This is a genomic window from Pseudoalteromonas sp. SWN29 (genome assembly GCF_015864465.1).
In the GTDB taxonomy this organism is placed as follows: domain Bacteria; phylum Pseudomonadota; class Gammaproteobacteria; order Enterobacterales; family Alteromonadaceae; genus Pseudoalteromonas.
The window spans coordinates 1-22,718 of sequence record NZ_JADYXE010000024.1; the positions used below are offsets into that span (position 1 = coordinate 1).

The following is a 22,718-nucleotide window of genomic DNA, read 5'->3' on the forward strand; positions in this document are numbered from 1 at the left end:
TGTTATTTTATCAAATTAAGGAGGTTTAAGCGCTTAAATTAAATAGAAATTTTTGATATTGGTCTGATCAATGTCAGTTTTAATAATATACAGAAAAGAGGAAAACGTCCTCATTTTTTGACTTATGAGGAAAATCGCCAGCGCGGTACATAAATGCAGCAATTAAATGTTTAAAATGAAAACCAAACCCTATTTTAAATCATTTAATATTCACTAAAAACGGTGGCAATAATGCAAGTAACCGCTTTAAGCACGCTTGTTTGTGTAAGCATATTATAAAAGGTGGTTTAGGGATGGTGGAAGCTGTAAAAACGAGGTCATTAATTATTTACTAAACGCGTCTACCTACTTTTAAAACAGGGCAGACACGTTTAATACGAATTTACTTGGCTTTTTTAGCCTCTAGGGTTTCTATTTCACTCCAGATTTTTTCGGCTTCTGCACTTAACATGGCAAAGCTTTTAATGTCGCCTTTTCTTTGTGCCTGCATGCCTTGCTCTAGTTTTACGTCGTATTCTTTACGTAGTTTTTTTATTGGGTCAGGCTTTAAAAATGAAAACATTAGTATTCTCTTAATTTATTAAATTATATGTAGTTAGTGTACGCATTAATGGGCTTAATAGTTCTTTGTTTGGTGAAAATGTTTACTTTGCGCTTTAAAAGCGCAAAGTAAACACGGTGTAATTATTAACGTACTGTGTGCTAGTGCTAGTGCTAGTGCTAATGTTTACGTTTTTGGCTCTAGGCGTTTAATACCTTGTCCATCAATACCTAAATAAATAAAACCATCACTGCCTTGGGCTAAACTACGTACTCTGCCAATTCCATCGAGTATTTTATATTGCTTAACAACCTTACCCTTTGAGAGTTCCAGTGCGCTAATAAAAGCAAATTTCATTGATGCTAGTAATAGCTTACCTTTAAGCTTTGGGTATTTATCACTCGTTACATACAACATATCGGAAGGGGCAATTGAAGGGGTCCAATGTAATACGGGCGATTGCATGCCGTCTTTTTCTTTAAGGTCGGTAAACTTGGTACCGCTGTAGTTAACGCCATAACTTACTAAAGGCCATCCGTAGTTAGCGCCTTTTTTTATTATGTTAAGTTCATCGCCGCCGCGTGGCCCGTGTTCGTGAGACCATAAAATATTATTTTGATTATCAAACCACATGCCTTGTGGGTTACGGTGCCCATAAGACCATACCGCATGTTTTGCATCTTTTTGTTTAACAAACGGATTCTCGCTTGGGATACTACCATCTTCGTGTAAGCGATAAATTTTACCGCCATCACGAGTGAGATCTTGCGGGTTTATGTCGCGCGAGCCGCGATCGCCAATTGAAAAATAAACATAACCTTCATTATCAAACACAATACGGCTGCCGTAGTGCTGGCCTTTGGTACTATTATGCTCGCCTTTGTATAGCAATTGCTGATCAGACAACTGCGTATGATCGCTACTTAACTTGGCGCGCATTAAGGCGGTGTTACTTCCGCTTCCTTTGCCCTCAGTACGTGAGTAACTAAAGTATAGCCATTGGTTTTGCTTACTATCGGTGTGTAGTGATAAATCAAGCAATCCACCTTGTCCATTAGCGTCAATGTTGGGCAGCCCTGAAACCTTAGCTAACGTAGTTGTATTTTTAGGTAATAAAAATAACGTTCCGCTGCGCTCAGATATTAGTAAATCACCATTAGCTAAAGGCTCAATAGCCCAAGGTATAACCACACCTTCTGCCGCTGTTACTGCGTTAACGTTAAGCGATAAAGTATCGAGTTCTTTATAGTTTTTTATGTAATCGCTTTGTGCATGTGCGGGTGCGTTAATAGCAAATATAGCAACGGCTAAGCCTGCACTTATTAGTTTAGGGAGTGTGTTATGTGACATTAAATTTATCATTATGGCTTCCAAAATTAATCCAATCTTACATAACCTTAACATGGCATAAATAAATTTGTTAAGCGTTGATTTGAATGAAAAACACACACTTCTATTTTTATACGATGGCCTTTTAACAGAAAATTGTTTTAGTAATTAGCGCTAATAAAAAATTGAATAATTACTCTATTAGGGTTGAAAACTAAAAATTTCAGCGTACACTTGTGCGCTGAAGTTTGAGCGTACACGTGTAAGTTCAAAATAATTAAGATTTGATAGAGATTTAATCATGATTACTCAAGTACTAAACCAATTTTCAAAATGGTTTTTACACCATCAAAGTTTTGCAGGCTACATAGAGCCAATAATGCAGGTGTTTAAACCTGCGTGGCGTGCAGGGCAGTTTAGAGCGCAAGTAGTTAATACAGCTGTGCTTGATGGCGGCTTTTTAAGTGTGCAACTTAAGCCAAGCAAACATTGGCAGGCGCATACGTCAGGGCAGCATATAAGTTTAACGCTTGAAATTAATGGGCGATTATTAACACGCGTTTTTACCGTGGCTTCAAGCGCTCAGCAATTTAAAAATACTGGGTTAGTGCGCTTACTAATTAAAACGAATACGCAAGGGCGCTTTACTGGCTTACTCAGCAGCGCATTAAAAGCGGGTTTGTGGTGCAATATTTCTGCGCCAAATGGCGATTTTGTATTTAAAAACACACACACGCCAGCCACTTTTATTGCAGGCGGCTCGGGTATAACACCTATGCTGGCTATGCTTGATGATTATTTAAGCCAAACTACGCAAAAAGTGTCGTTAGTGTATTACGCAAAAGCTACTGAGCATCAATGTGTTGATGAGCTAAGTGAGTTGGCAGCGCAATTTGAGCATTTTTCGTTTTTATTATTAACGCGCGAGCAAGCAAGCGATATAACCAGCAATATTAAGCCGTGGGAAAACCCAGATATTTACTGCTGTGGCCCTGCAGCATTTATGCAGACAGTGAGCGATTTTGCTAAAACGCATAAGCTAAATTATTACCAAGAAGCCTTTGGTTTAGCGCTGCCTAGCTTAAACGACGATAGCCAATTTAATGTAAAAATTAACGCCAGTGCCCATGTTGTATCGGGTAACGATGTTTTACTACCTCAGTTTGAAGCAAAACAATTGCCGGTTAAACGCGGTTGCGGTATTGGTATTTGTCATCAATGCCAATGTATTAAAAAGTCAGGCGTGGTACGTAATTTAAAAACAGGTGAATTGAGTGACAACGGCGAGCAGTTAATCCAACTTTGCGTAAGCCAACCTGTTAGTGATTTGGAGTTACAATTATGAAAAACATTAACTATGACATGCTCGCAAGCGAGCTAGATGCCATTAAAATGGATACCCTTGGCAAAGTTGGCCAACAAGATGCTGACTATATTCGCTCTGTTGTGCGCAAACAGCGAGTGTGTGAATGGAGCGGGCGAATTTTGCTAATGCTTGGTTTTATTCAACCATTATTATGGGTTGCAGGCGTGTTGTTATTAGCGCTTGCTAAAATTTTAGACAATATGGAAATTGGCCACAATGTAATGCATGGTCAATACGATTGGATGAACGACAAGCAACTTAACTCACAGCATTATGAGTGGGACATAGCGTGCGACGGGCAAAGTTGGCACCGCGTTCATAATTTTGAACACCATACGTATACTAATATTATTGGTAAAGACAGAGATTTTGGTTATGGCTTGTTGCGTTTAAGCGATGATTTTAAATGGCGTTTTAAAAATGTATGGCAGTTTTTTACGTATATTAATTTAAGTGTGTTATTTCAGTGGGGCGTGTCGTATCACGAGTTGGCTGCAGAGCGTGTTTTTATTGGTAAAAAGAAAGAAAACCGCGAAGGGCTTGTATCACACTCTACATTAAAGCAGCGCTTTTTTAGTAAAGGCGCTCGCCAATTAATTAAAGATTATGCGATATTTCCGTTACTTGCAGGGCCTTTATTTTTATGGGTATTGGCCGGTAATTTAGTGGCAAACTTAATCCGTAATTTATGGACATCAACCATAATATTTTGTGGTCACTTTACTGAAGAAACGCAAACTTTTAAACAAGAAGACTGCGTAAACGAAACCCAAGGGCAGTGGTATTACCGCCAAGTACTGGGTTCGTCTAATATTAAAGGGCCACATTGGTTTCATGTTTTAACAGGGCATTTGAGCTGCCAAATAGAGCATCATTTATTTCCTGATATGCCATCTTCGCGCTATCAAGAAGTAGCGCCTCAAGTACAAGCTGTTTTGAAAAAACACGGTGTTGATTATCATACGGGTGGATTTTTTAGACAGTATACGTCGGTGTTAAAACGTATTATTAAATATTCGTTTAAATAAACATGTTTTAATTAACGAATGAAAAAATCGGTCTGTGTAACTACACTGACCGATTTTTTTGTTTATTGCACTCAATACGGTTGATTAGTAAACAGCACATGCAAAAATTTCTCATAGTTAATTAAAAAAGCCTTACTTTAGCTATGGTTAAATGGCGGGTGATTGTCATACAATGGAGGAAAATAGACCACACAAGAGAGATTAAAATGGCCGCATTTGGTACCGTGTTTATGCCGCAGATGATTCAAGCTCGTTTTTCTGATAATAAATGGAGCGAAAGCTCAATTGTCCCTTCCGATAAACTTGAACTTCATGCTGGTGCGCACGTTCTTCATTATTCAAGTACATGTTTTGAAGGCTTAAAAGCCTTTCGCCATGAAGATGGTTCTGTTTATCTTTTTAGAATGGATGCAAACATTGCACGCATGCAACAAAGCTCAGCGCTATTAAGCTTACCGAGTTTTGACAGCGATATGCTAAAAACGATGATTATCGATATTATGCGTGAATACGCAGATGAAACGCCATTACCGCCGGGTTCTATGTATATTCGCCCAACACACATTGGTACTGAGGCTGCAATTGGTAAGGCGGCAGCGCCATCAATGAGCTCGCTTTTATACACGTTACTATCGCCAGTAGGTGATTACTTTGCCGGTGGTGCAACTGCACTGCGTGTATTGCTTGAAGAAGATGGCATGCGCTGTGCCCCGCACATGGGAATGGTAAAAAGTGGTGGTAACTACGCCAGTGCACTAGCACCTATTAGTGCTGCACGTATTAAGTATCAAGCTGATCAAATTTTGTTTTGCCCAGGTGGCGACGTACAAGAAACCGGTGCTGCTAACTTTATACTTATTGATGGCAACGAGATTATTACTAAAGCACTCGATAGCACCTTTTTACACGGCGTTACACGCAACAGTATTTTAACCATTGCAAAAGATTTAGGTATGACGGTAAGCGAGCGTAACTTTACAGTGACCGAGCTACTAGAACGTGCTGCTAAACCAGGTACTGAAGCGGCGCTTTCGGGCACTGCGGCTGTACTAACTGCTGTGGGTACGTTTATTCATAACGATAAAGAATACAAAGTAGGTACTGGCGAGCCAGGCCCAACGACTGCGCGCCTTCGCCAAGCATTGAACGATATTCAATGGGGTAAAAGTGAAGATAAACACGGTTGGTTAACTAAAATTTAGTTTTTAATTTAACCCATTTAAAAAGCCACCTAATTAACTTTAATTAAGTGGCTTTTTACGTAGTTTTACAATTTCGCTAATTAGAATTTCATTTCAATCTTGCCGTATACGTAGCGTCCGTTAAATCCATATGGTGAGAAGCTAGAGTAAGCAAATAAACGTGAGAACGTTGTTAAATCGTCAACATTTTCACGGGTTGCATCTGGGTAAACATCAAAAATGTTATTAGCACCTACGCTCAGCGATACGTTTTCAGTAAGCGAGTAGGCGACGTCTAGGTCGGTTATCCATTTTGGTTTTAGTACTTCATTAAGCTCTGCGGTTGATGATGGATCTTGAGTTTCACCGTAACGGGTTGTTCTAAGCGTTGTACGTATATCGTCGTTAGTCCACGTTGCGCTTAAGTTGTACTTATTACGGGGTGTGCTTACTTCAAAACGGCGCAACTCAGTGCCTGAAAACAAGTTGTCTTGATCAAACCCTGCACCTTGTAGCTCTGCTGGTGGGTCGATGATATTGGTTACTTCATTTTTACCGTAGTTATAACCTAAGTTAAAGGCTATATCGCCGTAACCATCGGTTGCCACATTATAAGAGGCAACCACATCTACACCACGTGTTTTACTGTCAATTGCGTTTAAGAAGAAACGACCTTGGTTAGCGCCAGTGCCTTGAAGTAAATCGGCAATTGCAGCGCCCGATAAGTTGTTTGATAACACAATGCGGTCATCAATTAATATTTGGTAGTAATCAACCGATAAGCTGAAGTTAAAGTCGGTAGACCATGTAAAACCAACGCCGTAGTTTGTTGCTTCCTCTGCATCAAGACCTGGAGAGCCTAGTGCTTTTGCTACATCACTGCCTGGTGCAAACGTACCTGTTTCGGTTGGTTCGCCATCAACAAATACAGTGGCCACTGAGGTAAAGTATTGCTGCTGCAAAGAAGGTGCTCTAAAACCTGTCGATGCCGATGCACGAATGGCTAAATCTTCAGTGAGCGAGTATCGCGTTGCAATTTTACCATTGAGCGTATCGCCAAAATCAGAGTAATCCTCGTAACGCGCGGCAACAGCTATGTTCCAATCATCTGTGAGGTAAGTTTCTAAATCTATGTAAAAGCTAACATTGTGGCGGCTGTTGTCGCCCTCAGATTCAGGTGTAAACCCCGGGAATACTTGTGCGCCCGCTGCGCCAAATGGGCCATCAACTGGGTCAGTTACTTCGCCTCCTGGGCCAAATGTGCCTTGTGCATATGACGCTTCTTCGCCGGCATCTATTTGGTATCCTTCGCGGCGATACTCAGCACCTACGGCTACGTTTACAGAGCTTTCTAAAAAGCTGACGTCTACCTCGCGGCTAAAATCAACGTTTAAAGTAAGTTGATCGTAGGTAAGTGTTCCTGCATCAAAGCTTGTTTGGCTAGAAGGGCCGTATGAGGTATTTAAGCTATTGGTAACACCAAACTCAAACGCATCTTGACCATATACGGCCGATACATCGTAATTCCATTCACTTACAAAACCTTTAACGCCAAGCGCTAATGAAAAGTCGTTTATATCTGATGTGATAACAGGTAAAAAGCCATCCGGGTAAATTTCTTCTATATTTCGGCTGTCGCTTGCACGGCGATAAAAGCCACCGCCTTCACCTTCACGTTTAGAATAAGAACCAAATGAATAGAGTTCAGCATCGTTAGTGAGTTGTAGAGCTGAGTTATAAAAAACAGAGAAATCTTCTACATCACCATTACCAAAGTTATGATTGTAACGGTTTACTGTGAGTTCACGAGGGTCGAGTGAGCCATCCTCTAATCGAGCGTAGTTTTCGCGTTGGTCGTAGTCTGAACGGTTTGTAGAGTGGCGGTCGCGGTATTCGGTCGAAATGTTTAAAAAGCCATTTTCACCCAGTTCAAAACCCATATTACCTTGTAGCGTTAAAGTTTGACCGTCGGTTAATGAACGATTGCCCCCTTCGGTAAAGGCTAAATTACCATCACTGCCTTCAGATACTGATTTTAGCTGTGGCACACCGTCCATTTCGGTTACGTTAGCGCCATATATAGCCGCCACTGAGCCACCGCTGCTGGCACTTTTAAGCACAATATTAATAACACCGGCTATAGCGTCAGAACCATACTGGGCTGCTGCACCATCACGTAATACTTCAATGCGGTCGATAGCATTTGCTGGAATCGCATTTAAGTCAACCGATGATGAACCACGACCTGTAGAGCCATTTAAGTTAATTAATGCATTGCTGTGGCGGCGTTTGCCATTAACAAGCACTAAGGTGTGATCGGGTGCCAAGCCACGAAGCTGAGCGGGGCGTACATGGTCGCTACCGTCGGTAAGGGATGCTTGCGGGAAGTTAAAGCTTGGTAATAAACTGCTAAGCAGGGCATTCGTTTCAGTAAAGCCTGAGTTTTTAAGTGCATCTGCACCAATTATATCGATGGGTACTGCGCTGTCTTCTACTGTACGGCCTAATCGGCGAGAGCCAATTACGCTTATTTGTTCGATGTTTTCTTCTGCTTTAGTGTCTTGCTCTGCAGCATTTACGCAGAGCGAACCAAGTAGTGCAGCAGACGCGCTCATTGCGAGTAATATTTGTGGTACCGATTGCTGTAATTTAAATAACGGTTTTCTATTCATGCTGTATTTCCCCATACCCATTGAATTATTTTAGTTTTGTACAAAAAGATTAAACCTCTTTGTTACCTTGAACATATACTTAATTAACAAAGTCAGTCAATTGAATAACATTCAATTAATTTAAGGGTTTTTATAATTACATTTGGTTGTTTTTTATAATGATCATTGTTTTAGTTATATAGCGGAGGTAATTGCTAAGTAATTGATGGATAATGAATTATATTTAAAAGTTAAATTTAACGTTTAATTAACTGGTAAGATGAGATGGATGGTTTAAATTAATTATGGGTAGGAACCATTTTTATTGGGCTGGCAATAAATAGCTGTTGAGCTATAAATATTTTTTAAAATGTAAAATACAAGTACACCCATTAAATGTTAACTAAATTAACATTTAATGGGTGTACTATAAATTATGTACTACTTATTAGAACCTATACTTTAAAGCATGAAGCAATTTTGTTTTTATAAGTAATTGGTATAAAAAAAGAGTGCTAAAAATAGTGTTAAAATTTAATTTTTCCAACAAGCATATCTTTAAACATTACCCAATCTCCCCACAAACTGTAAAAAGGGTGTTTAAAAGTAGCTGGGCGTTTTTTTTCAAAAAAGAAATGCCCGACCCACGCAAACCCATATCCAATAAAAGGTAATAGCCACAATAGACTGTATTGTTGTTTTATTAATGCTATTGCGATTACAGCAAGAACAAGTGTACTTCCTATAAAATGTAAGCGGCGGCAAGTAACGTTGCGATGCTCTTTTAAATAGTACGGGTAGAAGGTTTTAAAGCTTTTAAATGTGGGGTTTGTATTTTGCATTGTGTGCTCTTTTATTGTTTTTTATTTTAATGAGGGTCGTGCTATTAAAGCGTAAGTTTACATTTGTTTACAGCGATAAATGGTGCTTAACGCATCTAAATAGACAAAAGGGCTAAAAGTTAATAACTTAGGTGCACTATTAATAAATAAGAATGGAACTCAGGATGTTTAAACACACTCTAGCATGTGCTGTAATTGTAGCGCTTAGCGGCTGTTCAGAGCCAACTAATACGGTAACTCAAGAAGAAGTAAAAGCACCAATGAAGCAAGTTAACGCAGTTATATACCCAGAAACAAAAAAAGGCGATATCGTAGACACCTACTTTGAAGAAGCGGTTAGCGACCCATATCGTTGGCTTGAAGATGACATGAGCAGCGAAACTGCCGATTGGGTTAAAACGCAAAACAATTTAACGTTTTCTTATTTAGAACAAATACCTTATCGCGATAAGTTAAAGCAGCGCCTTGAAAAACTAATGAACTACGAAAAAATAGGCGCTCCTTTTACTGAAGGCGATTACACCTATTTTTATAAAAACGATGGCCTGCAAAATCAATATGTTTTGTACCGCAGTAAAGATGGCGGCGACGTTGAAGTATTTTTAGATCCAAACAAGTTTAGTGACGATGGCACGACGTCTATGTCGGGTTTATCGTTTTCAAAAGATGGGTCATTACTCGCGTATCAAATATCTGAAGGTGGTAGCGACTGGCGTAAAATTATTGTTATTGATGTACATACCAAAGAGCAAGTTGAAGAAGCGCTTGTTGACGTTAAATTTAGTGGCATAGAGTGGCTTGGCAACGAAGGTTTTTATTATTCAAGTTACGAAAAACCTAAAGGGAGTGAACTTTCGGCTAAAACAGATCAGCATAAAGCGTATTACCATAAGCTAGGTACTGCACAGTCTGCTGATAGTGTTGTATTTGGTGAAACTGATGAGCAAAAACATCGCTATGTAGGCGCTGATGTAACCCATGACGGCCACTACCTACTTATTTCGGCAAGTACGTCTACCTCAGGCAATAAGCTGTTTATAAAAGATCTAACAAAAGAAAACAGTGAGTTTGTAACGGTTGTTGGAAATACTGATTCAGATACATCAGTTATTGATAACGAAGGCAGCAAGCTGTTTTTAGTTACTAACCTCAATGCACCAAACAAAAAAGTAGTGACGGTTGATGCAAGTAACCCAAGCCCTGAAAATTGGGAAGATTTAATTCCTGAAACCAAAAACGTACTAAACCTTACAAAAGGTGGCGATACCTTTTTTGCCAACTACATGGTTGATGCGATTTCGCAGGTAAAACAGTACAACAAAAAAGGTGAGCTAATTCGCGAAATTACATTACCAGGCGTGGGTACTGCACGTGGTTTTGGCGGTAAAAAAGATCAAACAACGCTTTATTATTCGTTCACTAACTACAAAACACCAGGTACTACTTATACGTTTGATGTAGCTACGGGTGAATCGGGTGTTTATCGTAAGTCGGCTATTGATTTTAATAGCGATGATTACACGTCTGAGCAAGTGTTTTACACCTCAAAAGACGGTACTAAAATACCGATGGTAATTACCTATAAAACAGGCATTAAGCTTGATGGTTCAAACCCTACTATTTTATACGGTTACGGTGGTTTTAATATTAGTTTAACGCCAAGCTTTAGCCCCGTTAATGCAGTATGGCTTGAGCAAGGTGGTGTGTACGCCGTTGCTAATATTCGCGGTGGTGGTGAGTACGGTAAAGACTGGCACAATGCCGGCACTAAATTGCAAAAGCAAAATGTGTTTGACGACTTTATTGCGGCTGCTGAGTATTTAAAAGATAAAAAGTACACGTCTAAAAAGCGCTTAGCACTTCGCGGTGGATCTAATGGTGGCTTGTTAGTTGGTGCAGTGATGACGCAGCGCCCAGACTTATTTCAGGTGGCTCTACCTGCTGTAGGCGTACTTGATATGCTACGCTACCATACATTCACTGCGGGCGCTGGTTGGGCATACGACTACGGTACCAGTGAGCAAAGCAAAGAAATGTTTGAATACATTAAAGGTTATTCACCACTTCATAATGTAAAAGCAGGTGTTGAGTATCCAGCTACTATGATCACAACTGGCGATCATGATGACCGCGTTGTCCCTTCACATTCGTTTAAGTTTGCAGCTGAGCTTCAAGCAAAGCAAACAGGTAATAATCCAACGCTTATTCGCATAGAAACTAATGCGGGGCATGGCGCAGGTACACCAACGAGTAAAACGATTGAGCAGTACGCTGATATATTTGGTTTTACCTTATATAACATGGGCGTAGAGTCATTATAAAAACATTTAACTAACTATTTAAAATTACATAGTTAAAGAAAAAAGGCCGAGTAAATTAAATTTACTCGGCCTTTTTAATGTTTGCTAGTTAGCTACTGCATAGGTGAAAACAATCGTTGATATGTTTTATAGGCGTATTCGTCGGTCATTCCGCTTAAATAATCGCAAATTATACGCATCCCTTGATTTTGTTTTTCGGCTTCTATGTATTGTGCTTGTGTGGTTTCGGGCAATAAACGCAGCGGATCGCTCGCAAATGCTGTAAATAACTCTATTAGTAAATTTTGGCCTTTAAACTCAATTTGTTGCATTTCGGGGTCGCGTATTAAACGTTGAAACACAAAATGCTTAAGTATTTGCAATACACTGTCGTATTGGGCATCTAATTTAGCGGTGTACTTTAAAATAGGGCATTCAAAGGCATCATTTTGAATATCCAAATGTATATGAATAATAAAGGTATTAACCAGCTCACCTATGGCATCTTTTCGCTCAAAGTCATTTTTTGAAAACAAACGCAGAGTGAGCGATTCAAGCATGGTGTTTAACCAGTCAAAGTTAAGCGCTTTTAAATGAGGTAGAGCATGAGTTTGCCAATCGTCTAATGTAAGTACATGGGTTGCAATGGCATCTTCTAAGTCGTGTACCGCATACGCTATATCGTCGGCGTGTTCCATTATGGCGCTGTCGAGCGATTTATACGTTGTTTTAGCGCGGTACTTATCAATAGCGGCATGTTTACCTAACAATGTTTTATCGTTTTGACTTAGTGGTTCTACTATCCAATTGAATATGGCTGCATCGTCGTTGTACAACCCTTTGGCAGGTCGCCAATCATCTGCTTTTATAAATGCACGACCGGTTGTATCGTTGGGAATGGTATGCCAAAGCGTATTAATAAACGCGGGGTATTTTATAAAACCTAATAAAGTACGACGAGTTAGGTTCATACCGTGCCCGTTACTGTAGGGCTCAAGTTTTGCAACTATGCGCAGTGTTTGTGCGTTACCTTCAAAACCACCGTGATCGCGCATCATGTAATTTAGCGCTATTTCACCACCATGGCCAAAGGGTGGATGGCCAATATCGTGCGCCAAACACAGTGTTTCTAGCAGTCCGGTTGATGGAAAGTGCGTAAAGTCGCTATGTTGCGCTTTTAAGTGGCGCAATATGCCAGTACCAATTTGCGATACTTCTAAAGAGTGGGTAAGGCGAGTGCGATAAAAGTCGTTTAGGCCAATACCCATAATTTGGGTTTTTGCTTGCAAACGCCTAAATGCAGCGGCATGAATAATACGCGAACGATCGACCTGCCACGGCGAGCGATTATCGTTAGGACGATGTTTATATTGCTCTATTATTCGGCTTTGCCATTGTTTATCCATACTGCTTACTCACACATAGTTAATATTATTAAACTTTGCTCAGTATACCCATGGACTTATAAATTGCGAATGAACAAATGCACTATATAGGCTCTGTTTTATCTAAAATTCAAATACACTGCTGAAAACTCAACCGTAAAAGGTCATCAAACCCCAGTTATTCGCGTTTATAAAGTGGCTTAGGTATAATGCGCCTTCGTATGCTTGTGTATAAACCATGCATAGTTGTTGTTTCAAAGAGAGAATACATGTTAAAAACGATTTTTAAACTTTTACTAACCGTGTTTTTCGTATGGGCACTTGCGTATCCGTTTATGCAAAGTGACGACGTTGATCAGGATGAGCAAACGTCAGAGCAAACAACAAAAGTGAAGAAAAAAGAGAAACCACTACATAATGTAAAATTACCAAAGTTTTCAGAATTTAGTGATGTGAAAGAAAAAAAACATGCATTTTTTAGCTTTATTCGTCCGCACGTTGAAGCCGAAAATAAAAAAATACTACAGCAGCGCGCTAAGCTCGAAATAGCACGCATGATGTTACAAAATGAATTACCTTTAGAAAAAAAGCAAAGTAAAGATATTGCAGTGATTTTGAAGTCGTACGGCTTACCAACCACAATTAATACCCTAATACTTACACAAGCACTGCGCCGTGTTGATATAATTCCTAAAGAACTAGCGCTTATGCAAGCTGCAAATGAATCTGCGTGGGGCACATCACGTTTTGCACGTATTGGCCTTAACTTTTTTGGTCAGTGGTGTTACACAAAAGGTTGTGGCATGGTACCAAAACGCCGTAATAGCGGGGCTGCACACGAAGTTGCTGCGTTTAAATCAGTAAGAGCTGCTATAAACTCTTACTTTAAAAACATAAATACGCATCCGGCTTATAAAGATTTTCGCGCGATACGTGAAAACTTACGTCTTGAGCAAAAGCCAATATTAGCGACTGAACTTACACAAGGTTTAATGTCTTACTCTGAGCGCGGTGAAGCGTATATAGAAGAGCTAAACACCATGATTAACCAAAATAGAGCCTACTTTGATGAATAAACGGATTTTAAATTGTACTAACGCAGTGTCGTTACTGCTACTGAGCATAACTGCATTTAATGTAAATGCGAGAGAGTTTGTAATGTCGTATGACGGCTTTTACGATCGCTTAAAAGTGGTTAATAAAGGCGATTTTCAATATGCCCGCGTTAACTTTTACATTAGTGATATTGGTACTAATGAAACGTGTGCGATTAAAAGCGGCACTATTTTAACTGAAAGAAACGAGTATCCACTTAACTTTACCGATAAAGCACAATTACTATTGCCGTTCGATAAGCAGCTTGATACCGATAAAGCGGTTATTGTAGTAGAGCCGCTCAATCCTGTGCACGATTGCCAATTAAAGTTACAAATAGAAGCAAACGAACTTGATGGTTTAGCGTTTTCAAAGCAGTCGTTATATACCATTAACGAAGAACTTGATGAGTTGTTAACTGATTTGTCGGGCTTTTTTGTAAGTAAATTAATGTGGTTTTTATTACCAGAGCAAAAGGGCGTAGCAGTTACATTTAAAAGCCCAATGCAATTTGATGATAAAAGCATAACGTGTGAAAAGTCAGTGTGTTATTTTGCAGTTGAAGATAGCTGGGAAGATGATAGCGGAGTGCTTGGCGATATATCGAACGTTATTAAAGTAACGCCTTGGATTGTTAAGTAATCAGCGTTTAGCTAAGTAGCTTAAATATAAAAAGCGGCATGTAGCCGCTTTTTTTGTACCAAATTTAGCACTCAATGTTTAGGGAGTATTGATCTTTGTGGATTGAAATTTGTTCAATTTAGGGACTATTTAATCGCGGCGCGAGGTTTGTAACCTCATGGCTCGGTAACGGCTCCTACGTCCTGCTCACACCTCTTACTTACCTATGCCATCCCGTATAGGCAATAAAGAGTTAATCGTCCCTAGAAAGAACTTAAAGGGCAGAGAATGTTTGGCATTTATGCCGCGTTACCGGCTATTTATGAGGAACAACTACACTACATAGGCCCAGCTTTGCCTAAATACAAAATAGTCTGCTGAAAATTAAACCACCAAAGATCAACATGCCCCAGCCTTCAGTTTTGCATTAATAAGCTTTTCTCATCAAAGGTGACTACTTTGTCTCGGCCTGTTTCTTTGGCAAAATAAAGGCGTTTATCTGCTTGGGCAAGTAGCTCTTTTATTGTGGCTTCACCATTAAGTGCATTACTTACTCCAGCGCTTACCGAGAGGCTAATGTGTTGACCGTCATGATAAAAAGACTGGGTACTTATATTCTTTCTTAGCTGTTCAGCATCATTTTTTGCTGCACTTAGGCTGTAGTCTGGCAATAAAATAGCAAACTCTTCTCCGCCAATTCTGGCACTAATACCTACACTTAAAAACTGTTCTTTAATATGTTGAGATATCCATTTAATTGCCTGATCGCCGGTTTCGTGGCCAAATTGATCGTTTACACGTTTGAAAAAATCAATATCGAGCAGAATAACAGATACATTTTTGTTTGCATTTTTAGCGTTACTTAGTGCTTCTTTACTCTTTGTAAAAAAGCCACGGCGGTTGAGTAACTGGCTGAGTGTGTCGGTGTTAGCTAGGCTTGAGAGTGTATGTTCAGTATTTGATGCCAACAGGTACGGCAATATTAGTGCGCTGCAAGTAGCTAAAATTAAATGGCTACTTAAAATAAATTCTAATGATTCAAGGTAATTAACTGAATTAGCACTGAGGTAAGGAATTGCGAGTAATGTTGTTTGTGTGAGCATTAAAAGAGTATGAATTAAAAAGCACACAACAAGCGCTTTTTTCTGCAACGTTGCTACAAAGCTCATACTTTTAATAATGTAAGCTGAGTAAAGATACAAGCCCGAAATAACAAAACTTGTTAGCATTTGCCCTGCTGAATAAGGATATATGGGCAGTAAGGTCAGCGCTGTAAAGCCGAGCAAATAATACAGAGGGACTAAGTTTAATGGTTTGCTGTGTTTGTATTTATGTAATCCAACAATAATTAAAAATGGACTTAGTAATATAAAAAGATCTGCCAAATAGTGCGTAATAAAGGGGAAGTCAATCACTAATTTTAAACAAGCTAATAACTCGGCAAATGCAAAGGTAATACATGCTAAGCCAAATAATAAAAATGATGTTTGCTTTTTAAAGTTGTGTACGGATAAAAAAAACAATCCTATTAATACGTTAAGAATAAATGAGAGACTTATAATTGTAGGCAGGTGTAGCATTTAAGGTTCTCTTTTATTAAAGGTAGGAATAGCCGGGGCGGAAAACTTGCTAATTATTATGTATTAATGTTTAAAGGTCAATATGGGTAAAAAGTAGTGGTTTACCCATGTGCTTAATTTGGAAGGAATTTTAACTTAACAATTATTAACGCCCGCTAAACCAAACTCTCTAAAGCTGATTTAATATCAGGATGATGAAAACGATAATTATGAACGAGTGCCTTTTTAGGGACTACAAATTGTCCCGTTGTTAGTAAGTCTGACATTTCACCCATTAATAGTTTAAGTACAGCGGTTGGCATAGGAATAAATGCAGGTCGCGATAGCGCCTCACCTAAGCTTTTACTAAATTGAGCATTGCTCACAGGATTTGGCGCAGTTGCGTTAACAGGGCCAGATATTTCAGGGTGCTTAATAATAAAGAGTATTAGCTGAATCATATCGTCGATGTGTATCCAGGACATACCTTGCTCGCCGTTACCAATTGGGCCGCCTAAACACAATTTAAAAGCAGGTAGCATTTTACTTAATGCTCCCCCTTTTTTAGCTAACACAATACCCGTTCGCAAAAGGCACACTCTGGTGTGTTCTGATTGTGCGAGTAGCGCTGCGTTTTCCCAGTCTTTACAAAGCTGGTGGCTAAATTCGTCGTGTGGGTTTTCAAAAGTTTCATCAATAGGGTTACTATTTTGTCGGCCATAAAAGCCAACTGCGCTGCCGGATATAACAGTATGTGGAGGGGTGCTGCAGGCTTTAATTGCTGCACTAATTTGCTTTGTAGTATCGATACGGCTATCGCGTATTATTTGTTTTTGTTTGTCGCCCCAACGCTTATTTACAATAGGCTCGCCAGCAAGGTTAATAACAATATCAACGGTATTAAAATCTACCTCAGTAATATCGCTTACGGCTTTTACTTTATGGCCCAATAATGTGTTTGCTTTACTCGGATTACGGCTAAGCACAGTAACGCTATTGTGATGAAGTAAAAAAGGGCATAAGTGCTTACCAATTAACCCAGTCGCGCCAGTAACAAATATATGCATTATTAATCCTTACAATAAAATAGTAGCAAGTGATTAAAAAACATACTCGCTAGCAAACAGCTTTGCAAATTTATACGTGAGATAGGCTTTTATGATCACTTCGTAATTATTTCATTTAATTACCTTTTGCCTTACACTAAAGCGATATAGTTAATAAAAGGATTAATAAATTGGCAAGTTTAACTGGAGTAAATAAAAGCTTAATCGTTTTTGCTTCCTTGGTAGTCGTACTCGCGGGAATAAAAGCAGCGAGTGTCATTATTATTCCGTTTATTTTGGCGGCGTTTATAGCCATTATTTGTAATCCGCTTATCAAATTTTTCGGGCGTTACCGGATCCCCAAAGGCATTGCAGTTATGTTGGTGGTGCTTATTATAGTTGGCTTAGGTGTAAGCCTTGGCGGGCTTGTAGGGCAATCTATAAATGATTTTTCGCAGCAACTTCCTGAGTATAAAACACAACTCAAAGAAGAATTTGTATGGCTGGTAGATTTAGCATCTCAATACAACATACTGATTAATAAAGAACAGTTAATCAATATGTTTGACCCAGGTAAAATGGTTGATGTAGCCACTAATATGCTCACCGGTTTAGGTGGCGTAATGGCAAACATGTTTTTAATTATTTTAACCGTTATTTTTATGTTGTTTGAAGGGCCAATGCTGAGCAAAAAAATACACATGGCACTTGAGGACCCTGATAGCAAAATGAAGCAAATTGACCGCTTTTTAGAGTCTATTAATTCATATCTGGCAATTAAAACACTAGTAAGTTTAGGTACGGGTATTATTGCTGCGTTTTACTTATGGATTTTAGACGTAGACTACTTTGTGCTGTGGGGCGTATTGGCATTTATGTTCAATTACATTCCTAATATTGGGTCAATTATTGCAGCTGTACCGGCTGTATTACTTGCGCTTATTACTCAAGGACCATTAGTTGCAGGGCTTGTTGCGGCAGGTTATTTAACAATAAATACGGTAATGGGTAATATTGTAGAGCCTAAGTTTTTGGGCAAAGGGCTGGGCCTTTCAACGCTGGTGGTATTTTTATCATTAATATTTTGGGGTTGGTTACTAGGCACTGTGGGTATGCTCTTATCTGTGCCATTAACGATGATTGTAAAAATAGGCCTAGAAGCCAGCGCAGAAGGTAAGTGGGTTGCCACTTTACTGGGCAGTGGCGAAGACGTTGCTAAAAATAACTAACATCTATAACTATCAAGGGCTGTAAAATTAAAGCCCTTGATGGTTAAGTTATCAGTAAATACAGGGCTATTAATTAACAAACAATTTAATAGCGTCATCCACCGCGTTTATTGCGCCTTCTAAATATCCTGCTTCTTGTTTTGCAAACTCACTCGCTACAAAATGAATGTTCAAGTTATTTAATTGCTCATCTAAGCCTGAAAAATCAAATTCTGGGTGTTGTGAAGGCTGAGTTTGATCGTCTCTATTAGCTACAAATTTATCCTCTGCCCAGTCTTTAATAAAGTACCCCGTTGCCTTTTCAGCATCCTTACCATAAAAGTAGCTAAGCTGCTTTGCACAGGCTTGAATTAATTGCTCTTTAGTTACTTGGCTTCGTGATAAGTAGGGCACTCCAATAAAACCAAATAATGCGGCGTAATTGCCATCTTCAGCACTGGCATCGTGAATTTCGACCATTGGGCCTACGCGACTAAAGCATTGCCCTGATAAGTTTTTATCACGCCAAAATGCATGTTCAAAAGTAGCTATAAATTTGGCTTGTCCTGCCATCCATGTAGGTACACTACTAAGGCGGTTTATGAGCGTTGGAGTCGCCCATAGTTCAGGTGTTAAGTGTGTTGTAATCATACGAGCAGGAATTGCTGAAATTAGTTTTTCAGTAGTAAAGTGTTTTATATTACCCAAGTGATTAACCGTAATTTGCCAGTTATTATCACCTTTTTTAAGCTCAGTGACGCTGTGATCTACCAGCACTGAATCTGGATTAAGTTGCTCATACAAGGCCGTTATTAAGGTATTCATGCCGTGCTTAAGCCTAAATAACTGCATATCTCCAGCACCTGCAATTTGTTGAGGCTGCTTGGCGTTAGGTGCTTGATATAACACATCACCTTTGTTGTATTGCTCAAATATACTTAAGTGGAGTGACTTTACTAAAGTTTGAATTTTTGGCTGGTGGGGGAATATCCACGTAGGACCCAAATCAAAACTAACATCGCTATTTATTTGTGATGGTGCGGCTAAAATTCTGCCGCCTAATTGCGATTTAGCTTCTAGTAATAAATAAGGAATATTAAGTAGTTGCAACTTGTATGCACTGTATAAGCCAGCAAGCCCGCCACCTATAATAATTACTGGATTAGTCATTTTATTACCTATTAGTTATTTAGCAATCTACTAGTAGATAGTTTGTTTTGATATGAGTATTTTGTCAAGCAGAGCTGAGGATGTGCAAAACAACTTAGCTAATTGGTTTAGTTAAAATGGGTGTTTTAGTGATTCTGTAAATTGATTTATAAGCTCAATTTCACAGAGTTTATAGCTAATTGCTGCTGATGTCGCATTAGGAAGTTTTATTAAGTAGCGCCATTGGCAGGCACTTTCTAGGTACTTTTCGTTATTTTTAATACTGCGCAGGAATAATGGCAGTACCTGAGTGTTTCCTGTGCTTTCTTCTGATTTTGTTAGCTCAAATTTACGCTTTAATATCCAACTTCCTTGTACTTGCTTTGCTTTATCAATTTGGGCATCTAGGCATTGAATATACCGCTTAGCTTCATCGGTTGTTGCTTTAGCAGCTAAAGTACATGCCTCATCTGCAAAGCTGTACTGGCTTGTAGTTAATAGCACAATGGCAGTTAGTTTTAATAAATAGTTACTTTTTGTCATTGTAATTAAACTCTAAGATAAATTGAGCGCCGGCTAAGTTATCAGCATCGGTAATGGTAAGTGTCCCGTTATACGACTTAACTAAGTCAGATACAATCGCCATGCCTACGCCGTGTCCGCTTTCGTATGTATCGAGGCGAGTACCACGTGTAAGTAAAGATTCACGTTTATCCTCTGGCACGCCGGGGCCATCATCGCTAATTCCAATACACAAAGTTTTACTTTGTATTACTTGTATTTCTACTTGTGAGCGACACGCTTTACAGGCGTTATCAATCAAGTTACCAAGCAATTCCATTAAATCTGTTTGGTCACCTAAAAAGTAATCTTTTTCGGTGACAAAGCAGGTAAAAATAATATCTTTATCACGATATACTTTGGCCATAGCACTGAGTATTGAATCGAGTACTGGTTTAATAGGCGTTTGTTTTTTCCACGTGTCTGATGCACCTGTTGCAGCACGTTTTAATTGGTGCTCGATCATCACATTAATGCGGTCGAGTTGTTCTTGTGCATCGGCATCGTTTGCCAATGGACTTGATTTTAATACCGCAAGCGGTGTTTTAAGTGCATGAGCAAGGTCGCTTAATGAGGCTCTGTAGCGTTCCTTTTGGCGCTGTTGCGACTCTAACAATAAGTTTAGGTCTGCTTTTATGGTTTGTAGTTCTACAGGGTAGAGGCCTTTAATTTCTTGAATATCACCCGATTCAATCGCTTTTATTTCTTTATCGAGTCGTTGAAGTGGGCGAGCGCTCCAAATGAAACCAATCGCCATTAGGCCTGCAATTGCAATCCCCATGATAAACATCCAATCTACAAGGGTTTGCTTAAAGCCATCCATTAAACGAAGTAGCGCGTCGTTACGTTTAACTAATATAAAGCGGGCTTGTTCTGATTGATCTATGTTGTTTAAAATTACGGTAAGGCTAAGTTGCCAGTACGCGGTATTATTATACTCCACGCGCCTGAAGTCGGCGGCACCTGCTTTGGCTTCTATTTGCTGTGGTACATAGTTTAAATTTACAGCTGATTCTGAATTCCAAATAGGATCGTCGTCACGATAAATCATTGCGTAGGTATCTGAATTTAATCTGTTTAACTCAGGCGCTAAAATAGTGCTGGGCATAATAATACCATGCTCAGTAAAGTCGACTTCAGATATTAGCGAGTAAAGCTGTGCTTCGAGGGTTTTTTCTGTCGCATCAACAAGTGAAGCGTAATACGCTTTGCCAATTGAATAAAATAATATAGGGAGTGCGACTAATAAAACAAAGACAAGGATAAATCCTTGCCTTATTTTTAACGATATTTGCGGTATTACCACTGGCTTTTAAGCCTGTAACCACGCCCACGTAGTGTTTCTACTGGGTTTAGTACGCCTTCAGGGTCAAGCTTTTTACGCAAGCGCAGTACAAATACTTCAATTACGTTTGAATCAAGATCGAAATCTTGGTCGTAAATATGCTCAGTAAGTTCTGATTTAGAAATTACTTTTTGCGGATTTACCATTAAGTATTCAAGTACTTTATATTCGTAAGCTGTAAGGCTAAGTTCTTTATCATCAACCCATACTTGTTGTGAACGTGTATGAATTTTAATTGGACCCGCAGTCATTTCTGGATTTGCTTTACCAGCACTGCGACGAATTAATGCATTACAACGTGCAATAAGTTCTTCAACATGAAATGGTTTTGTAAGGTAGTCATCTGCACCTGCATCTAAACCTTCTACTTTATCCTGCCAGCGATCGCGCGCTGTTAAGATTAAAATAGGGATAGTAATGCCTTGTGCTCGTGCTTTATTGATTAGCTCAATACCGTCTATTTTAGGTAAACCTAAATCAACTACGGCCATATCAAGCGGGTATTCTGTAATGTGGAAAAGACCTGCTTCACCATCGTGACATAAATCCACGCTGTAACGTTCTTTTTCTAAAGCATTACGTAGGTTATCTGCTAAATGTAAATCGTCTTCAATAACTAAAATTCGCATTTGTTAATCCTTTTTCACTTCGCCGGTTTTTTTATTTATATGTAAATCAACGACGTGGCCGTCAGATTTGAGTATTCGTACGGTATAAAAATCTGTTTTTTCGGTAATTTTTAAGGTCTTACCGCCTATTGTTTTCTTTGCAAGTATTACGGCTTTCTTTTTGTCCACCTCAGCATGAGATGCTTGGGTGGCCGTCGCTGCTTGAGCAAAGTTAGCTAAGCTAACACAAGCAATAAAACCGAGGCTTAATAATACGCGCATAATGGAAAACTCCTAGACCAGACCCACTTAGTTTAATTAACTAAGTTACTAAAATTCAAGTAAAAACGCTAAATTCGCTTTTATCTCAGTAATTTTAATTAAAATCTTGTGAACAAACCCTGAATTACAGTGCAACACACGCTCTTAGGGTTTAATACACTTTTAAGCAGGGAACACTTTTTTGAAAGGTTTAACAATTGTATTTTCATAGATGCCAGCGGCAACGTAAGGGTCAGCTGCTGCCCACTCTCGAGCTGCTTCTATTGACTCAAACTCAGCAACAACTAATGAACCGGTAAAACCTGCTTCTTGAGGATCTTCACTATCGACTGCCGGAAACGGACCCGCAGTTAATAAACGGTTTTGTGAATCAAGCTCACTAAGGCGTGCTAAATGTGCCGGGCGTGCTGCTTTTCTAAGCTCTAAGCTGTTTTCAACGTCTGTTGAGTGAATCATGTACAACATAAGGAATCTCATAAAAATTGTTAAATTTGATTAACGCAATACTACCACAGCGTTGAAAATTGGTGAATTAAAAGCGTATTTACACAGGTTTACACTTCGATTTTATTTTTAAGCTGTAATTGCTTGAAAATCTCTGTGTAACACTGGTAGAGTCGC

At 39.2% G+C, this 22,718-nt stretch carries 20 protein-coding genes; 7 read left to right on the top strand and 13 right to left on the bottom strand.

Annotation, left to right across the window (positions count from 1 at the left end):
- Positions 1–382: 382 nt before the first annotated feature.
- Positions 383–562, bottom strand: coding sequence for a DUF6435 family protein (locus tag I6F53_RS10710; RefSeq protein WP_002959772.1), 180 nt, complete (start codon positions 560–562; stop codon positions 383–385).
- 165 nt (positions 563–727) lie between these two features.
- On the bottom strand, positions 728–1,903 hold the full coding sequence (locus I6F53_RS10715; RefSeq protein WP_197239526.1) for a PQQ-dependent sugar dehydrogenase: 1,176 nt from the start codon (positions 1,901–1,903) through the stop codon (positions 728–730).
- A gap of 268 nt (positions 1,904–2,171) precedes the next feature.
- On the opposite strand from I6F53_RS10715, the gene I6F53_RS10720 reads away from it, so the two are divergent.
- The 3 genes from I6F53_RS10720 to I6F53_RS10730 all read left to right on the top strand — a co-directional run bounded on the left by I6F53_RS10720 (position 2,172) and on the right by I6F53_RS10730 (position 5,466).
- Positions 2,172–3,215, top strand: coding sequence for a flavin reductase family protein (locus I6F53_RS10720; RefSeq protein ID WP_197239528.1), 1,044 nt, complete (start codon positions 2,172–2,174; stop codon positions 3,213–3,215).
- The gene (locus tag I6F53_RS10725; protein WP_166421666.1) at positions 3,212–4,264 is read left to right on the top strand and encodes a fatty acid desaturase family protein; all 1,053 of its coding nucleotides are present in this window, start codon (positions 3,212–3,214) and stop codon (positions 4,262–4,264) included. The genes I6F53_RS10720 and I6F53_RS10725 overlap by 4 nt, the downstream gene beginning before the upstream one ends.
- A gap of 143 nt (positions 4,265–4,407) precedes the next feature.
- A complete protein-coding gene (locus I6F53_RS10730; protein ID WP_269435943.1) occupies positions 4,408–5,466 on the top strand; it encodes a branched-chain amino acid aminotransferase in 1,059 nt (352 codons plus the stop codon).
- Between the two features lie 80 nt (positions 5,467–5,546).
- Here the strand turns inward: I6F53_RS10730 and I6F53_RS10735 are convergent, their stop codons facing one another.
- Together I6F53_RS10735 and I6F53_RS10740 are read right to left on the bottom strand one after the other, a co-directional pair.
- On the bottom strand, positions 5,547–8,117 hold the full coding sequence (locus I6F53_RS10735; RefSeq protein ID WP_197239529.1) for a TonB-dependent receptor plug domain-containing protein: 2,571 nt from the start codon (positions 8,115–8,117) through the stop codon (positions 5,547–5,549).
- A gap of 506 nt (positions 8,118–8,623) precedes the next feature.
- Entirely contained in the window at positions 8,624–8,938 is a 315-nt protein-coding gene (locus I6F53_RS10740) for a DUF962 domain-containing protein (RefSeq protein WP_197239531.1), read from the bottom strand.
- Between the two features lie 164 nt (positions 8,939–9,102).
- On the opposite strand from I6F53_RS10740, the gene I6F53_RS10745 reads away from it, so the two are divergent.
- Entirely contained in the window at positions 9,103–11,259 is a 2,157-nt protein-coding gene (locus I6F53_RS10745) for a prolyl oligopeptidase family serine peptidase (RefSeq protein ID WP_197181337.1), read from the top strand.
- A gap of 92 nt (positions 11,260–11,351) precedes the next feature.
- Here the strand turns inward: I6F53_RS10745 and I6F53_RS10750 are convergent, their stop codons facing one another.
- On the bottom strand, positions 11,352–12,644 hold the full coding sequence (locus I6F53_RS10750) for an anti-phage deoxyguanosine triphosphatase (protein ID WP_197239532.1): 1,293 nt from the start codon (positions 12,642–12,644) through the stop codon (positions 11,352–11,354).
- Between the two features lie 248 nt (positions 12,645–12,892).
- Here I6F53_RS10750 and I6F53_RS10755 point away from each other — a divergent pair, with 248 nt between their 5' ends.
- Positions 12,893–13,699: a glucosaminidase domain-containing protein gene (locus I6F53_RS10755; RefSeq protein WP_197239534.1), complete on the top strand. Its 807-nt coding sequence runs from the start codon at positions 12,893–12,895 to the stop codon at positions 13,697–13,699.
- Entirely contained in the window at positions 13,692–14,360 is a 669-nt protein-coding gene (locus I6F53_RS10760) for a DUF2987 domain-containing protein (RefSeq protein WP_197239535.1), read from the top strand. Before I6F53_RS10755 ends, I6F53_RS10760 begins: the two co-directional genes overlap by 8 nt.
- A gap of 395 nt (positions 14,361–14,755) precedes the next feature.
- Here the strand turns inward: I6F53_RS10760 and I6F53_RS10765 are convergent, their stop codons facing one another.
- Both I6F53_RS10765 and I6F53_RS10770 read right to left on the bottom strand, forming a co-directional pair.
- Positions 14,756–15,919, bottom strand: coding sequence for a GGDEF domain-containing protein (locus I6F53_RS10765; RefSeq protein ID WP_197239536.1), 1,164 nt, complete (start codon positions 15,917–15,919; stop codon positions 14,756–14,758).
- A gap of 155 nt (positions 15,920–16,074) precedes the next feature.
- The gene (locus I6F53_RS10770) at positions 16,075–16,965 is read right to left on the bottom strand and encodes a TIGR01777 family oxidoreductase (protein ID WP_197239538.1); all 891 of its coding nucleotides are present in this window, start codon (positions 16,963–16,965) and stop codon (positions 16,075–16,077) included.
- Between the two features lie 170 nt (positions 16,966–17,135).
- Between I6F53_RS10770 and I6F53_RS10775 the strand changes: the two genes are divergently transcribed.
- Complete coding sequence (locus I6F53_RS10775) at positions 17,136–18,173, top strand: AI-2E family transporter (protein ID WP_197239539.1); 1,038 nt, start codon at positions 17,136–17,138, stop codon at positions 18,171–18,173.
- Positions 18,174–18,242: 69 nt separating this feature from the next.
- On the opposite strand, the gene I6F53_RS10780 is transcribed toward I6F53_RS10775, so the two are convergent.
- The 6 genes from I6F53_RS10780 to I6F53_RS10805 form a co-directional block, all read right to left on the bottom strand.
- Positions 18,243–19,322, bottom strand: a complete 1,080-nt coding sequence (locus I6F53_RS10780; RefSeq protein WP_197239541.1) for a flavin monoamine oxidase family protein — start codon at positions 19,320–19,322, stop codon at positions 18,243–18,245.
- 111 nt (positions 19,323–19,433) lie between these two features.
- Positions 19,434–19,844 (bottom strand): hypothetical protein, encoded by a 411-nt coding sequence (locus I6F53_RS10785; RefSeq protein ID WP_197239542.1) that lies wholly within the window; start codon positions 19,842–19,844, stop codon positions 19,434–19,436.
- Positions 19,831–21,168, bottom strand: a complete 1,338-nt coding sequence (locus tag I6F53_RS10790; RefSeq protein ID WP_197239544.1) for an ATP-binding protein — start codon at positions 21,166–21,168, stop codon at positions 19,831–19,833. Before I6F53_RS10790 ends, I6F53_RS10785 begins: the two co-directional genes overlap by 14 nt.
- A complete protein-coding gene (locus tag I6F53_RS10795; RefSeq protein WP_007375447.1) occupies positions 21,162–21,836 on the bottom strand; it encodes a response regulator transcription factor in 675 nt (224 codons plus the stop codon). The genes I6F53_RS10790 and I6F53_RS10795 overlap by 7 nt, the downstream gene beginning before the upstream one ends.
- A 3-nt stretch (positions 21,837–21,839) precedes the next feature.
- Complete coding sequence (locus I6F53_RS10800) at positions 21,840–22,097, bottom strand: PepSY domain-containing protein (protein ID WP_002959808.1); 258 nt, start codon at positions 22,095–22,097, stop codon at positions 21,840–21,842.
- A gap of 162 nt (positions 22,098–22,259) precedes the next feature.
- Positions 22,260–22,562, bottom strand: coding sequence for a YciI family protein (locus tag I6F53_RS10805; protein WP_010552536.1), 303 nt, complete (start codon positions 22,560–22,562; stop codon positions 22,260–22,262).
- Positions 22,563–22,718 lie beyond the last annotated feature (156 nt).

What these genes read in the sequence shown, in the direction of transcription:
- I6F53_RS10760 (WP_197239535.1), top strand. Translation starts at nt 13,692, where the DNA reads ATGAATAAACGGATTTTAAATTGTACTAACGCAGTGTCGTTACTGCTA.
- I6F53_RS10725 (WP_166421666.1), top strand. Translation starts at nt 3,212, where the DNA reads ATGAAAAACATTAACTATGACATGCTCGCAAGCGAGCTAGATGCCATT.
- I6F53_RS10735 (WP_197239529.1), bottom strand. Translation starts at nt 8,117, where the DNA reads ATGAATAGAAAACCGTTATTTAAATTACAGCAATCGGTACCACAAATA.
- I6F53_RS10755 (WP_197239534.1), top strand. Translation starts at nt 12,893, where the DNA reads ATGTTAAAAACGATTTTTAAACTTTTACTAACCGTGTTTTTCGTATGG.
- I6F53_RS10710 (WP_002959772.1), bottom strand. Translation starts at nt 562, where the DNA reads ATGTTTTCATTTTTAAAGCCTGACCCAATAAAAAAACTACGTAAAGAA.
- I6F53_RS10780 (WP_197239541.1), bottom strand. Translation starts at nt 19,322, where the DNA reads ATGACTAATCCAGTAATTATTATAGGTGGCGGGCTTGCTGGCTTATAC.
- I6F53_RS10740 (WP_197239531.1), bottom strand. Translation starts at nt 8,938, where the DNA reads ATGCAAAATACAAACCCCACATTTAAAAGCTTTAAAACCTTCTACCCG.
- I6F53_RS10730 (WP_269435943.1), top strand. Translation starts at nt 4,408, where the DNA reads ATGGTTAAATGGCGGGTGATTGTCATACAATGGAGGAAAATAGACCAC.
- I6F53_RS10745 (WP_197181337.1), top strand. Translation starts at nt 9,103, where the DNA reads ATGTTTAAACACACTCTAGCATGTGCTGTAATTGTAGCGCTTAGCGGC.
- I6F53_RS10770 (WP_197239538.1), bottom strand. Translation starts at nt 16,965, where the DNA reads ATGCATATATTTGTTACTGGCGCGACTGGGTTAATTGGTAAGCACTTA.
- I6F53_RS10805 (WP_010552536.1), bottom strand. Translation starts at nt 22,562, where the DNA reads ATGTTGTACATGATTCACTCAACAGACGTTGAAAACAGCTTAGAGCTT.
- I6F53_RS10715 (WP_197239526.1), bottom strand. Translation starts at nt 1,903, where the DNA reads ATGATAAATTTAATGTCACATAACACACTCCCTAAACTAATAAGTGCA.
- I6F53_RS10765 (WP_197239536.1), bottom strand. Translation starts at nt 15,919, where the DNA reads ATGCTACACCTGCCTACAATTATAAGTCTCTCATTTATTCTTAACGTA.
- I6F53_RS10795 (WP_007375447.1), bottom strand. Translation starts at nt 21,836, where the DNA reads ATGCGAATTTTAGTTATTGAAGACGATTTACATTTAGCAGATAACCTA.
- I6F53_RS10720 (WP_197239528.1), top strand. Translation starts at nt 2,172, where the DNA reads ATGATTACTCAAGTACTAAACCAATTTTCAAAATGGTTTTTACACCAT.
- I6F53_RS10800 (WP_002959808.1), bottom strand. Translation starts at nt 22,097, where the DNA reads ATGCGCGTATTATTAAGCCTCGGTTTTATTGCTTGTGTTAGCTTAGCT.
- I6F53_RS10785 (WP_197239542.1), bottom strand. Translation starts at nt 19,844, where the DNA reads ATGACAAAAAGTAACTATTTATTAAAACTAACTGCCATTGTGCTATTA.
- I6F53_RS10750 (WP_197239532.1), bottom strand. Translation starts at nt 12,644, where the DNA reads ATGGATAAACAATGGCAAAGCCGAATAATAGAGCAATATAAACATCGT.